General features: G+C 69.0%; 14 protein-coding genes. 7 read left to right on the top strand and 7 right to left on the bottom strand.

Going from position 1 to position 13948, the window contains the following annotated elements:
- The 3 genes from ACXJKR_RS10625 to alr all read right to left on the bottom strand — a co-directional run.
- On the bottom strand, positions 1–457 hold a 457-nt coding region (locus tag ACXJKR_RS10625; protein ID WP_457322821.1), incomplete at its 3' end, for a hypothetical protein.
- Positions 458–544: 87 nt separating this feature from the next.
- Positions 545–955, bottom strand: a complete 411-nt coding sequence (arfB, locus tag ACXJKR_RS10620; protein WP_457322820.1) for an alternative ribosome rescue aminoacyl-tRNA hydrolase ArfB — start codon at positions 953–955, stop codon at positions 545–547.
- On the bottom strand, positions 948–2057 hold the full coding sequence (alr, locus tag ACXJKR_RS10615) for an alanine racemase (RefSeq protein ID WP_457322819.1): 1110 nt from the start codon (positions 2055–2057) through the stop codon (positions 948–950). The genes arfB and alr overlap by 8 nt, the downstream gene beginning before the upstream one ends.
- 121 nt (positions 2058–2178) lie before the next feature.
- Between alr and lplT the strand changes: the two genes are divergently transcribed.
- The gene (gene lplT, locus ACXJKR_RS10610) at positions 2179–3468 is read left to right on the top strand and encodes a lysophospholipid transporter LplT (RefSeq protein ID WP_457322818.1); all 1290 of its coding nucleotides are present in this window, start codon (positions 2179–2181) and stop codon (positions 3466–3468) included.
- A gap of 45 nt (positions 3469–3513) precedes the next feature.
- Here lplT and ACXJKR_RS10605 read toward each other — a convergent pair whose 3' ends face one another.
- A complete protein-coding gene (locus ACXJKR_RS10605) occupies positions 3514–4476 on the bottom strand; it encodes a hypothetical protein (RefSeq protein WP_457322817.1) in 963 nt (320 codons plus the stop codon).
- A gap of 158 nt (positions 4477–4634) precedes the next feature.
- Between ACXJKR_RS10605 and ACXJKR_RS10600 the strand changes: the two genes are divergently transcribed.
- Positions 4635–5126 (top strand): glutathione peroxidase, encoded by a 492-nt coding sequence (locus tag ACXJKR_RS10600; protein ID WP_056192017.1) that lies wholly within the window; start codon positions 4635–4637, stop codon positions 5124–5126.
- A gap of 6 nt (positions 5127–5132) precedes the next feature.
- Here the strand turns inward: ACXJKR_RS10600 and ACXJKR_RS10595 are convergent, their stop codons facing one another.
- Positions 5133–6689 (bottom strand): tryptophan halogenase family protein, encoded by a 1557-nt coding sequence (locus ACXJKR_RS10595; protein WP_457322816.1) that lies wholly within the window; start codon positions 6687–6689, stop codon positions 5133–5135.
- 132 nt (positions 6690–6821) lie between these two features.
- On the bottom strand, positions 6822–7475 hold the full coding sequence (locus tag ACXJKR_RS10590; RefSeq protein ID WP_457322815.1) for a Crp/Fnr family transcriptional regulator: 654 nt from the start codon (positions 7473–7475) through the stop codon (positions 6822–6824).
- Positions 7476–7531: 56 nt separating this feature from the next.
- Here ACXJKR_RS10590 and ACXJKR_RS10585 point away from each other — a divergent pair, with 56 nt between their 5' ends.
- Positions 7532–8635, top strand: a complete 1104-nt coding sequence (locus ACXJKR_RS10585) for a DUF2332 domain-containing protein (RefSeq protein ID WP_457322814.1) — start codon at positions 7532–7534, stop codon at positions 8633–8635.
- On the opposite strand, the gene ACXJKR_RS10580 is transcribed toward ACXJKR_RS10585, so the two are convergent.
- Positions 8632–10083 (bottom strand): alkaline phosphatase family protein, encoded by a 1452-nt coding sequence (locus tag ACXJKR_RS10580; RefSeq protein ID WP_457322813.1) that lies wholly within the window; start codon positions 10081–10083, stop codon positions 8632–8634. The two genes, ACXJKR_RS10585 and ACXJKR_RS10580, sit on opposite strands and share 4 nt — an antisense overlap.
- Positions 10084–10192: 109 nt before the next feature.
- On the opposite strand from ACXJKR_RS10580, the gene ACXJKR_RS10575 reads away from it, so the two are divergent.
- The 4 genes from ACXJKR_RS10575 to ACXJKR_RS10560 all read left to right on the top strand — a co-directional run.
- Positions 10193–11389 (top strand): amino acid aminotransferase, encoded by a 1197-nt coding sequence (locus ACXJKR_RS10575; protein ID WP_457322812.1) that lies wholly within the window; start codon positions 10193–10195, stop codon positions 11387–11389.
- Positions 11390–11399: 10 nt separating this feature from the next.
- Complete coding sequence (locus ACXJKR_RS10570) at positions 11400–12293, top strand: hypothetical protein (RefSeq protein ID WP_457322811.1); 894 nt, start codon at positions 11400–11402, stop codon at positions 12291–12293.
- 108 nt (positions 12294–12401) lie between these two features.
- Positions 12402–13646, top strand: coding sequence for a D-amino acid dehydrogenase (locus ACXJKR_RS10565; protein ID WP_457322810.1), 1245 nt, complete (start codon positions 12402–12404; stop codon positions 13644–13646).
- The coding region (locus ACXJKR_RS10560; protein ID WP_457322809.1) for a hypothetical protein at positions 13643–13948 on the top strand (306 nt) is incomplete at its 3' end. The genes ACXJKR_RS10565 and ACXJKR_RS10560, both read left to right, overlap by 4 nt.

Below are 13948 nucleotides of genomic sequence, written 5' to 3'. Positions count from 1 at the left end.
CTACCAGCTTGAACACCCTTGCACGGCATCTGAAGGACGAAGACTCGAGCTGGACTTCGTAGTCCGAACCTGGTTTCGGCGCTAGCAAAATGCCGACTGAACAGTAGTAGCCGTTAGAAAAGAGGGTTGGGCCGACATCCTTACTTGAACCGACGAGAACCGCTAGCTTGTGGCCAGCCGGAAGCATGAATTCAGCCACGTCGTTTGCGTATGGATCAGCGCGCCCCTTCATTCCAAGAGTCACAGACCGCCTGATCTTTTCGCCCGAGATGACTTTGCGCATTACCTGCTTGCGAACTGGACAAGCATCCAAGTCATGTACTGAAAATTGTGTTTTGTCGTTGGTGTAGGTGACGAGTCGAACTCTCGCCACGTCTGCCCCTGGTTCTATCGAATATGTGGAGCACGCCGACAAAAGTGCCGCCGAAAGAAATGGCGCCGCCAAGCGGTAAGTCAATTTGTTCTCCCTGGGTTCAAGTGCTGGTCGGATGAACCTTAACTGAAGCCGCCCTGGCCTCAAGCGGATCACGATCTACCGCCCCGCCTAGAAATCCCGCGCCCCGCGCCGCCCGGCCTTGATGTCGCTGCGCTTGGACTTGCCTTCCAGCCGGCGCTGCTTGGAGCCATAGGTCGGCTTGGTCGCGCGGCGCGCCTTGGGTACATGGGCGGCGGCCTGCACCAGCTCGATCAACCGCGCGACGGCATCCGCCCGGTTGCGCTCCAGGCTGCGTGAGTCCTGGGCCTTGATGACGACGACGCCCTCCGAGGTGATGCGCTGGTCGGCCCAGTTCAGCAGCCGCGCCTTGACGGCCTCGGGCAGGCTGGAGGTGTGGATGTCAAAGCGCAGATGGACCGCGTTCGAAACCTTGTTGACGTTCTGGCCGCCGGGGCCGCTGGCGCGGATGGCGTCGAACTCGAGTTCGTCCGGCCGCGGGGTCCAGTGGAGATCAGGCATTGCCAACACTGCGAACAGGCACGCGCGGCGCGACGGCGCACATCAACTCGTAGCCGATGGTGCCGGCCGATTGCGCCACTTCGTCGATGGGCAGGCGCGAGCCATGCGGGCCTTCGCCCCACAGCGTCACCTCGCTGCCAAAGCCGCTGGCAGGCAGCTCGGACAGGTCCACCGCCAGCATGTCCATCGACACCCGGCCCAGCGTGCGCGTGCGCTTGCCATCCACCAGCACCGGCGTGCCGGTGGGCGCGTGGCGCGGATAGCCGTCTGCATAGCCGCAGGCGACGATGCCTGCGCGCGTGACCTGCTCGGCCGTGAAGGCGCTGCCGTAGCCGATGGTGTCGCCGGGCTGCAGCTGCTGCACGCCGATGATCTTTGAGCGCAGCGTCATCGCCGGCCGCAGGTCCCAGTGGGCGGCATCGTGTTCGGGGAAGTCGGGCACGCCGCCATAGCTCATGATGCCGGCGCGCACCCAGTCCTGGGCTGTGCGAGCTGGGTGGCGCAGTGTTGCCGCGCTGTTGGCGATGCTGCGCTCGCCGGCCAACCCCTCGGTCACGGCTTCGAAGGCGGCGAGCTGGTGGGTGATGCCGTCGACACCTTGCCGCAAGCTGTCGGCGTCCGAAAAATGCGTCATCAAGCCGATCTCGTCGACCTGGGGCAGGGCGTCCAGGCGCGCATAGGCGGCGCGAAAGGCGGYCGGCGTGAAGCCCAGCCGGTTCATGCCCGAGTTCAATTTGAGGAAGACGCGGTGCGGCTCGTGCGTCTTGTGCATGGCCAGCCAGTCGATCTGCTGCTCGCAGTGCACGGTGTGCCAGAGCTTGAGGCGCGAGCACAGCTCCAGGTCGCGAGGCTCGAACACGCCTTCCAGCAGCAGGATGGGGCCCCGCCAGTCCAGGGCGCGCAACCGTTCGGCCTCGGCCAGGTCCAGCAGCGCGAAACCGTCGGCGGCGCGCAGGCCCTCAAAGGCGCGTTCGATGCCGTGACCATAGGCATTGGCCTTGACGACGGCCCAGACTCGGGCGTTGGGGGCTTGAGCGCGCGCGCGACCCAGGTTGTGAGCGAGCGCTTCGGTATGAATCAGGGCTTCAATCGGGCGAGGCATGGCCGGATTTTGCGCCCGGGTTTGGGGCGCCGCTGCCGAACTAGGGGCGTGCTATAAACCCGCGCCGCTCCCGTTTTACCGGCCTACAAGCAGAAGACAGTTCAGGATTGCGCTCCGACCGATGAAACGCGGCTTTTACACCATCATGTCGGCGCAGTTCTTCAGCTCGCTGGCTGATAACGCACTGTTCGTCGCGGCCGTCGAGCTGTTGCGTTCCTCCGGCGCCGCCGAGTGGCAGCGCGCCGCGCTGGTGCCGATGTTCGCCCTGTTCTACGTCGTGCTGGCGCCCTTCGTCGGAGCCTTTGCCGACGCCGTGCCCAAGGGCAAGGTGATGTTCTTCTCGAACAGCATCAAGGTGGTGGGCTGCCTGATGATGCTGTTCGGCGCCCACCCACTGGCGGCGTATGCCATCGTCGGCCTGGGCGCGGCCGCCTATTCGCCGGCCAAGTACGGCATCCTGACCGAACTGCTGCCACCGTCCCAGCTCGTCAAGGCCAATGGCTGGATCGAGGGCCTGACCATCACGTCCATCATCCTGGGCGTGCTGCTCGGTGGTCAGTTGATCGGTGACCGCGTCTCGCACCTGCTGCTGCTGATCGACATGCCGATGATGGAGACCGGCATCGACTCCGCACCCGAGGCGGCGATCGCCAGCCTCGTCGGCCTGTATGTGCTGGCGGCCCTGTTCAATCTGCGCATCCCGCGCACCTCGGCGCCGCTGCAGCCCTATGCGCACAGCTTCCTGGGCCTGGTGCGCGACTTCTCGTCCTGCAACAGCAGGCTCTGGCAGGACAAGCTCGGGCAGATCTCGCTGGCGACCACGACGCTGTTCTGGGGTGTCAGCGGCAATCTGCGCTACATCGTGCTGGCCTGGGCCGCCGCGGCCCTGGGCTATGGCACGACACAGGCGTCCTCGCTGGTGGGCGTCGTCGCCATTGGCACGGCGGTCGGCGCCGTCGTCGCATCGCTGTATTGCCGGCTGGACCGCGCCACCTCCGTCATTCCGCTGGGCATTGCGATGGGGCTGCTGGTCATCTTCATGAACCTCATCCACAACGTGTGGGTGGCTGCCCCCTTCCTGATCCTGCTGGGCGGCATCGGCGGCTACCTCGTCGTGCCGATGAACGCGCTGCTGCAGCACCGTGGCCACAACCTGATGGGGGCCGGGCGCAGCATCGCGGTGCAGAACTTCAACGAGCAGGCCTGCATCCTGGGCCTGGGCGCCTTCTACACGGCGATGACCCGCTTCGGCCTGTCGGCCTTCGGCGCGATCACGATCTTCGGCGTCGTCGTGGCCGGTGCCATGTGGTGGATCCGGCGCTGGCACCAGCGCAACCTGGTCGTGCACAAGGAAGAGGTCGAGCATCTGCTCGACTTGGCCCGCACGGATCACCTGCCGCAGGACCGGTAATCCGGCCCCGGCAGACCTGGCAGACCTGCCAGAAAGACGGGACGTTCAGCTGCTGGCGCTGCTGCCGCGGCCCTTGCGGCCGGTGGGCACCGGGATCAGGTGCTTGCCTTCCAGCACCATCTCGATGTGCTCGCTCCAGGCGCGTGCGATCTTGAAGCAGCCGCTGTGGTTGAGGTGGATCTCGTTGTGCCAGTCGCCGCTGATGCCGGTGGAGCCCGGCGCGGCCAGTGCCAGCGGCACGGCGGTCGAATCAAAGATGAAGAGGCCGCGGAAGGCTTCCTTGTCTGCGGCCATGCTCTTCAGTAGCTGGGCCAGATGGAAGACCATCAGCCGGCTGACGGCAGCCCAATCGGCGGCGGGCACGCCATAGGCCTTCAGCGCCGGGTAAAGCCAGGGGCCGCCCGCGCCCAGGTCATCGCCGCCCTCGGCGGCCGCCGGGCGCGGCATGGGCACGGCGTAGCAATGCATGAAGACGGGCTTGCCCATGGACGGGCCCTGGTCGCGCAAGGACAGCAGATGCTTGACGTTGGCCCGCAGGTAGTCGGCATAGGTCGCCCAGCCGGGCTCGGAGAAATAGCGCGCGACGCCGGCCGAGGGCGGCCCCCATTCGGTCTGGTGGCGCAGCAGGCGCAGCTCCAGGGGGATGGGCTCGCCATTCCAGTTCTGGGCCGGCGTGCGTGCCGCGGCGATCAGGTCATTGCCACCGACGGACAGCAGGATGCCGTCCCAGGTCGGCGCGTCGGGGCCGGTCAAGAGGCGCACGAAGTCGGGGCTGGACTCGAGGTCCACCATGTGCGACAGCGCATTGCCGGTGCCGGCGCAATTGACCGCGGCCGTGTTGGACTTGAAGACCAGCTCCTGCAGCAGGTTGGCGTGGGCGTTGAGCTTGGCGCGCGCATTCGAAAACCACGAGTCTCCCTGGGCCAGCAGCTTCCAGCGGAAGGTGCTGAAGTCGGGCGGGGTGCGTCCGGCCAGGTCGGCCGGGGTGTAGCAAGCCAGGTGATCCATGAATGGGGTGGTTTCCGAAGTTGCTGACGTGAGCCTGTCCCGGAGGACGGGGCGCCAAGTTCGCGCGATTGGACGGCCAGCCGCGCGGGCGGCGCCATGCTACAAACCCTCGGGCCTGCCTGGGGTTAGTATGGACGGCCTTTCTAGGGAGGAAGCCCATGAGCGAGAGCGTCTTCGACTTCCAGGCCGTTTCCATCCGCGGCGAGCCGGCCGACCTGGCCTCGCAGCGCGGCAAGGTCCTGCTCATCGTCAACACGGCCAGCGAATGCGGTTTCACGCCGCAGTTCAAGGGCCTGGAGCAGCTTTGGGAGGATTACGGCCCCAGGGGGCTGGTCGTCATTGGCTTCCCGAGCAACGAGTTCGGCGGCCAGGACCCAGGCAGCAACGACCAGATCGCGTCTTTTTGCGAGCTGAACTACGGCGTCAGCTTCCCGATGATGACCAAGACCAAGGTCAATGGCGGCGAGGCCCACCCGCTGTGGAAGTTCCTGAAGAGCGAGAAGCCGGGCTTCCTGGGCACCGAGGCCATCAAGTGGAACTTCACCAAGTTCCTGATCGGCCGCGACGGCCAGGTCATCAAGCGCTATGCGCCAAATGACCCGCCTGAAAAGATGCGGGGCGACATTGAAGCGGCACTCGCCGCGACCTGACTCGCTTCAGTGAGCTGTTACCTGCGGGGCCATCCCCTGCTGGCTGCGCAGATAGTCCCGCATCGTCGGTGACTGCTCCGATGCCGCGCGGCGGACGTCACGCACATGGGCCAGGGCCTGCTGGCTGACCTCTGCGGAGATGTGGGCGGCCAGGCCGATGCCCTGGCTGGGCAGGCGATGCAGGCCGGCCAGCACATAGGACCAGTTGGACGGGCCGAAGGGCGACAGGCGGCTGTCCAGATCAGTGGCCGTCGGCACCTTGGCATCCCACAGGGCCAGCAACTCGACGAGGCGCGGCGGCAGGGCCGCTGCGTCGGTGCAGGTACGCCAGAACGGCGTGTCACGCCGTTGCGAGAGTGTGTAGTGGGCGACGATGAAGTCGCGCAGCTCCTCGTGGAAGTCGCCCGCCAGGCGGTTCAGCCGGTCGCGGCAAACCGCGCTGTTGCCCGAGGGCGCGACATGGTCGACGAACATCTGCAGCGCCCATTCGACCAGGTAGAGGCTGGTGGACTCCAGCGGCTCGACGAAGCCGCCCGCCGCACCCAGGGCCAGGCAGTTCTGCTCCCAGATCCGCGCGGCATGGCCGGCCCGCAGCGTCGTGAAATGAGGCGCGGCCAGCGCGCGGTGCCCGGCATTGAGCTGTTGCAGCCGCTGCAGGGCCTCGTCGTCGCTGCAAAAGCGCGACGCATAGACATAGCCCGTGCCGCGGCGGCTTTGCAGGTCGATCTCCCAGCTCCAGCCGGCGTCCTGGGCCGTGATGGCGGTGTGGCTGCGCAGCGCGGTGTCGTCCCGCGCATAGGCCACCGGCACGGCGATGCTGCGGTCGCAGGGCAGCCAGTCGGCATAGGACACCCAGGGCACGCCCAGGGCCCGCTGCAGCAGCAGTGAATCTGTCCCGCTGCAGTCGACGAAGAAGCTGGCGGCAAAGCGCCGGCCGTCGGCCAGTTCGACCGCCTCGATGCCGGCTGCGCCGCGCTGCACCTGAGCCACCTCGCCCTGCACATGGCGCACGCCGCGCCGCAGCGCGGTCTGCTGCAGCAGCATGGCCAGCTTGGCGGCGTCCAGGTGGTAGCCATAGCTGACCGGCGCCTGGTAGTCGGGCGAGTCCATCAGCTTCGGTGACTGGTGGCCGTCGAACAGCGTCGTCTGCACCGTGCAGGCCTGGGCCATGGGCTGCTGGGTCAGGCCGCGCTGCATCAGGTTCAGCCAGTGGGCCGTCGTCGCGAAGCCGCCGAAGGGTGGAGGCGCGTCGAAGGGGTGGTCGTAACTGTCGTCGGCCGCGCTGCCGCCGCTGCGCCAGCCGTGAAAGCGCACGCCATTGTTCAGCGTCGCATCGGCCGCACCGAACAGGGCGGCCTCGGGCAGGCCCAGCGCCTGCATCATGCCGCGCAGCGTCGGCAGCGTGGCCTCGCCCACGCCGATGCCGGCAATGCGCGGTGACTCGATCAGCGTGATGGGCAGGGGTGTCTGGCGCACCGCGCCGAGGGCGCGCTGCAGGAAGCAGGCCGCCAGCCAGCCGGCGCTGCCGCCGCCCACGATGACGATGGATTGGATGTCGGACAAGGCAGTAGCTCCGGAAAAACGCCGGCGGGTCGGGAAGCCCGGGCCGGTGGTTGCCACATTACGGCCGAAGCCCGGCGCGCCGACATGTAACGCGGCGAGCGAGCGTGCCGTCCTGCACGCCCGTTCCGGCCGTTACCGAGCCCGCCACAGCCAGCGGCCTCGGCCCCGCCTGACCTGGCCGGCGGCCTCCGCCTCGCCCAGCAGCTCGTTGGCCGTCTGCCGCGACAGATGGGCCAGGCGCGCCAGCTCGGCCTGCGTGGCCTGCACTTCGACCCAACCCTCGTCAGCCGCACGGCCACGCTCGCGGGCCAGCTGCGCCAGCGCCAATGCGAAGCGTTCGGCTGCACCCTGGTGACGCGCCGCCTGCAGCAGGCGCAGCGTGCCGTCATAGCGGCGGGCGAACTCGGCCAGCAGGGCGCGCGCGAAGCCCGGCACCTCGTCCATCAGGCGCGTATAGGCCTCGCGGCCGAAGACCAGCACCTCGGTGGCGCCGCGCGCGATCGCCTCGTATTCCGAAGGCTGGCCGGCGGCGAAGGCGGCGAGGCCGAAGAGTCGCGGCGGGCCGACGTTCTCGATGACCGACACCGTGCCGTCCGCGGCCGTGAAACGGGTCTCGATCTCGCCGGCCGCGACCGCGTAGAAGGCCGCCGTTTTCTGGCCCTGCACGAAGAGGCTGCGCCCATCGGCCAGGCGTCGCCGTGCGATGCCGGCCGCGATGTCGATTGGCAACGCGATCCCCGGGAAATGGGCCGCGAAGACGCGCTGCAAGGCGGGGTCGTGGGACATGCTGCATTGTCGGCTGGCCGACACAAGGCGACGCCCGGCCTGCCTATGCTGGGTGCATGGAAAGACCTGACCTGTCGATGCTGCTGGCCCGTTTCGGGCGCGAGGAATGCAGCCAGGAACCGCTCTACGTTGCGCTGTGCGGCGTGGCCGCCCACGACGACCGGGCGCTGGCCCTGCTGGCCGAGGCGCCCCCCGAGCAGCGCAAGGCCAATCTGCTGCTGGCGGCCTTGCATGAACGCGTGCTGGCCGGTGCGGCGCCCGAACTGGCCGCCTACTATCCCAGCGCCGGTGGCAGCCGTGAGCCGGACGCGGCCTTGGCCACCGCGCTGTCGGCCTGCCTCGAGCGCGAATGGCCGGCGCTGCTGCATCACCTGCGTCATGGCGCGACGCAGACCAACGAGATCGCCCGCGGCGCGGCCCTCTGGCCGGCTTTAGGCGATGCGGCGCGTGCCACCGGCGCCCGCCACCTCGCGCTGTTGGACCTGGGTTGCAGTGCCGGCCTCAACCTCGGTGTCGACCAATACGCGCTGCGCTATCGCACTGACGATGGTCGCTGGCATGAGCGCGGTCCGGCCCGCGATGGTCGGCGCGCCGAGATCGAATCGCGCTGGCTGGGCACTGCGCCGCCGCCCGCGGCCGCCGACTGGCGACTGACGCTGCGCTACGGCCTCGATCCCGCCCCCGTCGATCCGGGCGACCCGGAGCGCCTGCGCTGGTTGCAGGCCTGTTTGTGGCCGCACGACGCCACCCGCCGCGAACGCCTGGCCCGCGCCGCGCATCAGATGCAGTCTCTGCCGCACACGGTGCGCCAGGCCGACGACTGCATCGCCGCGATCGAGCCGTGGCTGACCGGTCTGCCCGCGGGCGTTCAACCGGTGCTGCTGACGAGCTGGGTGCTGTACTACCTGAATGACGCTGACCTCGACCGGCTGCGCGCGACGGCCGACCGGCTGGCGCTGAGCCACGGCCTGGCCTGGATCTGCGGCGACCTGCCAGCGTTGAGTGCGCAGGAGGCGGTGCCTCCCGAACCGGTCCTGCCTGCCGACGAGGCCGCCTCGTCGATGACCTTGTGGACGCTGCGCCACCTCGAAGCCGGCCGGGTCGCTGAGCGAGCGCTGGGCTGGAGCCACCCGCACGGGCGCTGGGTGGCCTGGCGCTAGACCGGCGCCGCCGCCGTGCGTCGGGCCCGGCGCTTCACGCGGTCACGGTGCGCCTGAGCGCGTGCACCCACCTCCTGCACGTACTGGGCGACGTGCGACGAGAATTCGGGATCGTTCAGCGCCGCCTTGCGCTTGGCGCGGAACTGGGCCGGCGTCAGCGGCTTCAGATTGCCGACGGGGCGGTCGCCCGATGCGGCCGTCATCGCACGGTCGAGCTCGTGCGCGATCAGCGCGCGGCCGGCGAGGAAGCCGTCCACCTCGTCGCGGTGAGGCGGCGCGGCGGCCGGCGCGGCATCGCGCACCGGGTCCGCCAGCGTCAGCGGGCCGGCGGCGGCGCCCTGGCGGGCCGCGGCCAGCAGGCCGGAGGTCCAGCTGGGCGCTGCCGCGTCACGGGCTGTCAGCGCCGGGCCGAGGCCGAAGGTGTCGAACACCGATCTGACCACCGAGCTGTGGTCGAAAGACTGGCCGGGGAAAACCTGGCTGCCCAGGCTGCCGCGCGCCACCCACGGCGAGACGAGCAGGGCGGGCACGCGCACGCCCAGGCGGTCAAAGGCGAAGCCCACGTCGGGCGTCGGCCGGTTCAGCGGCGCGTCGCCCGGCGGGGTGGCGCCCGGCGGCGGCTCCCGGTCGTAGAAGCCGCCATGCTCGTCCCAGGTGATGAGCAGCAGGCTGTCGGGCCACAGTGGCGAATTGCGCAGGCTCTCGTAGGTGGACTTGATCAGCGCCTCGCCGGCGCTGACCCGGCCCAGCGGGTGCTGGGAGTTGCCGCTGCCGAAGCTGCCGCTGGGGTCATAGGTGGGCTCGATGAAGGTGTAGACGGGGGCGTAGTTGGCGTGGGCGACGTCGGTCGCGAAATCGCTGTGCACGGGGTGCTCTTCATCGCCATTGCTGAACGGATGAAAGCGTTCGTTGGGCTTGATGAAGGTGCTGGCCATGCCGGGCAGGGCCAGCACCTGGGGAACGACGTCGCCGTGATAGATGCGCCAGGGCTGGCTACGCTGGTTGAGGCGGTCGAAGAGGGTGCCGTGCTCGAAGCGGAAGACCGAATTGCTCGCGATCACCGAGCCGGCGATCTGCAGGTTCGTCGGGCTGGTGGCCAGGCCGCCGCTGGACGCGGCATGCACGAAGAAGCGGTTGGGCCAGGTCGGGCCCGGCAGGGAAGAGAACCAGTTGTCGAACAGCAGGAACTCGTCGGCGAGCTGCTGGATCACGGGCACCTGTGCAGGCTCGAAGCCCTGCCAGCCGACGCCCTGGAAGCCGTCCATCGCGCCGCCGTTGATCTGCTGGCGAACGGCATCGAACTCGTGCGGCGGATCAGCGCTGGCGCGGTCGGTGGCGCCGGGGCCGAAGCGAGGGTCGGCGGGCCGGGGCACGCGGCCGCTGAGCCCGAAGAAGTGATCGAAGGAGCGGTTCTCCAACATCAACACGAAGACATGACGCACCGGCATAGGGCTCTCCCTGAGCCGCCGCAGGCTAGCACCGGTGGGTTCAACCGCAGTCCACAGCCTTGATGACGAGGCTCTGGATAATCGGCACTTCCCATCGGAGACCCACCCCATGTTCGAGCACGTCGATGCCTATGCCGGCGATCCCATCCTGAGCCTCAACGAGGCCTTCCAGAAGGACCCCCGCGCCGGCAAGATCAACCTGTCCATCGGCATCTATTTCGACAACGACGGCCGCATCCCCATGCTGCCCTCGGTGCGCGCGGCCGAACTGGCCGTTGTCGAGGTGGCCGGCCCGCGGCCCTATCTGCCGATGGAAGGCGCGGCCAACTTTCGCAGCGCCGTGYAGGCCCTGCTGTTCGGCGTGGATCACCCGGCCATCAAGGCCGGCCGCATCGCCACCATCCAGGGTGTCGGCTCCAGTGGCGGCCTGAAGGTCGGCGCCGATCTGCTGAAGCGCTATTTCCCGGACAGCAAGATTTATCTTTCCGACCCGACCTGGGACAACCATCGTGCGGTCTTCGAGGGTTCGGGCCACACCTGCGAGACCTATCCCYACTACGACCCGGCCACCGGCGGCCTGCGCTTTGACGCGATGCTGGCCTTCTTCAAGGCCCTGCCCACGCGCAGCATCGTCGTCATGCACGCCTGCTGCCACAACCCGACCGGCGTCGACCTGACGCAGGACCAATGGCGCGCGCTGGTGCCCGTCATCCGCGAGCGCGGCCTGCTGCCCTTCCTGGACCTGGCCTACCAGGGCTATGGCGACGGCATCGACGAAGACGCCTTCGCGCCGCGCCTGCTGGCCGACGAGGGCCTGAGTTTCCTGATCGCCAACAGCTTCTCCAAGAGCATGAGCCTGTACGGTGAACGCTGCGGAGGCCTGAGCGTCGTCTGCCCCGACGCTGACCAGGCTGCGCGCGTGCTCGGCCAGATGAAATTCATGATCCGCCGCAACTACTCCAACCCGCCCATGCACGGCGGCCAGGTCGTGGCCAAGGTGCTGACCACGCCGGTGTTGCGCGAGATGTGGGAGGCCGAAGTGGCCGACATGCGCGAGCGCATCCAGTCCATGCGCCGCCAGCTGCACGATGTGCTCGCCGCCAAGCTGCCGGGCCGCGATTTCAGCTACTTCCTGACCCAGCGCGGCATGTTCAGCTACACCGGCCTCACCGCCGAGCAGGCCGAGCGGCTCAAGACCGAGTTCGGCGTCTACATCCTGCGCTCCGGCCGTATGTGTGTGGCCGGCCTGAACACCCGCAACGTCGAAGCCACCGCCGAGGCGATGGCGGCCGTGCTGGCTGGTTGAGGACCCGCGCATGCGAGTCCGGGAGGCCGGCCTTGCCCTTGCTATTGCGGTAGCCAGCAGCACCGGCAAGGCCGCCGACGCACCGCCGGCGGTCGACTCCATCCTCTGGCTGGTCAGCAACACCATGGTGGTGCCGGATGGCGACGTCATGCGCCACCCCGCAGACGAGCTGACGCGCTGGCTGCAGGCGCGGCTGCCCGGTGTGGCCTTGCAGCCCACGGTGGCCAATGCCGAGCGCAGCTGGGTGCTCATCCGCGAGCGTCGGCGGGCCTGCCATGCCGGCGCCGCGCGCACACCGGAGCGCGAGCGCCTGGCCTATTTCACCGACACCTGGCTGGTGCCGCCGCCCCAGCTCATCGTGCGCCGGGACCGTCGCGCCGCGCTGCCGCTGGACGCAAACGGCGCCGTGGACCTCAAGGCCCTGCTGGCCGACGCCTCGCTGCGCGGCGTGCTGGCCCAGGGACGCAGCTACGGGCCGGCCCTGGATGCGCTGATCAAGGCCCAGCCCGCCGGCCCGCAGGTGCAGCACCTGTTCGGCGGCGACTACGGCAGCAGCCTGTTGCCCATGCTCATGCAGCGCCGGGCGGACTACACCCTCGACTACCCGAACGTCCTGATCGCCCAGGCCAGCCAGCCCGCGGACGAACAATCGGGCGAACCGGCGCTGGCGGCGCTGCCCATCAAGGGTGCGAGCGAGGCCATCGTCAGCGGCATCGCCTGCCCGCGCACCGCCTGGGGCCACGCGGCCATCCGCCTCATCGACGCGGCTCTGGGCACGCCAGAGGGCGCCGCGATGCTGCGCGACACCTTGCGCATCTCATTGCCGCCCGACACACAGCGCGCCTATCTGGATGTGCTTGACGATCATTTCAACCGCCGCGCCAGGCCGACGCCCGGCCTCTGAGTGCGCCCGCTCCCATGTCGCACGGTTATGGCCGTGGCCGCCGGTTTCATTGGCAGCGGCCGCACGCCGTCTTTACCCTGCCGCCAGGTTCAAGAAGTTCAGGGCAGGATGAAGCATTGCGTGGTGATCGGCGGCGGTGTGGTGGGCCTGACCACCGCCTGGGCGCTGCTGGAGCGTGGCCACGGCGTCACGCTGATCGAGCGCGACGGTGAGGTCGCCCAGGGCGCCAGCCGTGCCAATGGCGGCCAGCTCAGCTATCGCTATGTGTCGCCGCTGGCCGACGCCGGCGTGCCGCTGAAGGCGCTGCGCTGGTTGCTCGACCCCGACGGCCCGCTGCGCTTCAAACCCGAGGCGAACTGGGCGCAATGGGCCTGGTTGATCGCCTTTTTGCGCAATTGCCGCGGGCCCGTGAACCGGCGCACGACCGAGAGGCTGCTGGCCCTGGGCGCCTACAGCCAGGCCTCGTTCGCGCGGCTGCAGGCCCAGGCGCAGCTGGGCGACAGCATCGCGCTGCGCACGCCGGGCAAGCTGGTCGTCTACCGCAAGCCGACGGAGTTCGCGCGTGTCGCCGCCCGTGTGAAGGGCAGTGGTGCCGAACAGGCCCTGTCGCATGACGAGTGCGTCGCGCTGGAACCCGCCCTGGCTGACACCGAGGCCACGCTGGCCGGCGGCATCTTCACGCCCGGCGAGGCGGTGGCCGACTGCCATGCCTTCTGCACGGCGCTGTACGAAAGGCTGGGCCAGCACGAGCGCTTTCGCGGCCGGCTCGGCGGCCGCGTCAAGAGCCTGCAGCGCGATGCCCAGGGCGGCGTGCTGGGCGTGCAGACCGAACTCGGCGGCATTGGCGCGGATGCGGTCGTCCTCGCCGCCGGCCTGCACAGCCGGGCGCTGGCGGCCACGGTGGGCGTCGAGCTGCCGATCTACCCGTTGAAGGGCTACAGCCTGACGGCGCCCATCCAGCCTGGTCACCGGCCGCCCGAGGTCAGCGTGACCGACTTCGAGAAGAAGATCCTCTACGCCCGCATCGGCCAGGAGCTGCGCATCGCGGCCATGGTCGACCTGGTCGGCGACGACCTGAGTCTGGATGGCCGGCGGCTGGCCTCGCTGCAGCGTTCGGTGCGTGCCACCTTCCCGCACGCGGCCGACTATGACCGCGCCACGCCCTGGGCCGGCCTGCGCCCGGCCACGCCCAGCGGCGCGCCCATCCTCGGCGCCAGCGGCGTGCCCGGGCTGTGGCTGAATGTCGGGCATGGTGCCCTGGGGTTCACGTTCTCTTTCGCAACGGCCAACATCGTGGCCGAACTGGTGTCGGGCCGCGCGAGCCCGCTGCCCCTGGAGGGATTGAGCTTGTGAGGAAAGACGACCTGGCTGCAGCGCTGCTGCAAGCCGTCCAGGCCCAGCATTTCGAGCAGACGGCCGACAGCCTGCGTGGCGGCGAGCCGCTGGATGCCCCGCCCAGCATCGACCTCGCGGTGGCGGTTTTTCCGCGCGACGGCAAGGCGCCGGTCTGCGCCAATGTGCTGTTCTCGCGCGAGCATCCGCAGGGGCTGATTGCGCGCTTCGATGCCACCACCGGTGCCGTCGCCAACATCGCCTTTCATGCCGACGTGCGCGACGCCAAGGGCGATTCCTACGCCTGGCTGCCTGGCGCGGAC

Source organism: Roseateles sp. P5_E11, assembly GCF_054049355.1.
The sequence above is the reverse complement of the archived record's forward strand: the minus strand, read 5'-3'. Positions and strand labels throughout refer to the sequence as shown.

Bases quoted from the DNA above. Each gene is read 5' to 3' on its own strand.
- arfB (WP_457322820.1), bottom strand. From the start codon at position 955: ATGCCTGATCTCCACTGGACCCCGCGGCCGGACGAACTCGAGTTCGAC.
- lplT (WP_457322818.1), top strand. From the start codon at position 2,179: ATGAAACGCGGCTTTTACACCATCATGTCGGCGCAGTTCTTCAGCTCG.
- ACXJKR_RS10605 (WP_457322817.1), bottom strand. From the start codon at position 4,476: ATGGATCACCTGGCTTGCTACACCCCGGCCGACCTGGCCGGACGCACC.
- ACXJKR_RS10600 (WP_056192017.1), top strand. From the start codon at position 4,635: ATGAGCGAGAGCGTCTTCGACTTCCAGGCCGTTTCCATCCGCGGCGAG.
- ACXJKR_RS10590 (WP_457322815.1), bottom strand. From the start codon at position 7,475: ATGTCCCACGACCCCGCCTTGCAGCGCGTCTTCGCGGCCCATTTCCCG.
- ACXJKR_RS10585 (WP_457322814.1), top strand. From the start codon at position 7,532: ATGGAAAGACCTGACCTGTCGATGCTGCTGGCCCGTTTCGGGCGCGAG.
- ACXJKR_RS10580 (WP_457322813.1), bottom strand. From the start codon at position 10,083: ATGCCGGTGCGTCATGTCTTCGTGTTGATGTTGGAGAACCGCTCCTTC.
- ACXJKR_RS10570 (WP_457322811.1), top strand. From the start codon at position 11,400: ATGCGAGTCCGGGAGGCCGGCCTTGCCCTTGCTATTGCGGTAGCCAGC.
- ACXJKR_RS10565 (WP_457322810.1), top strand. From the start codon at position 12,402: ATGAAGCATTGCGTGGTGATCGGCGGCGGTGTGGTGGGCCTGACCACC.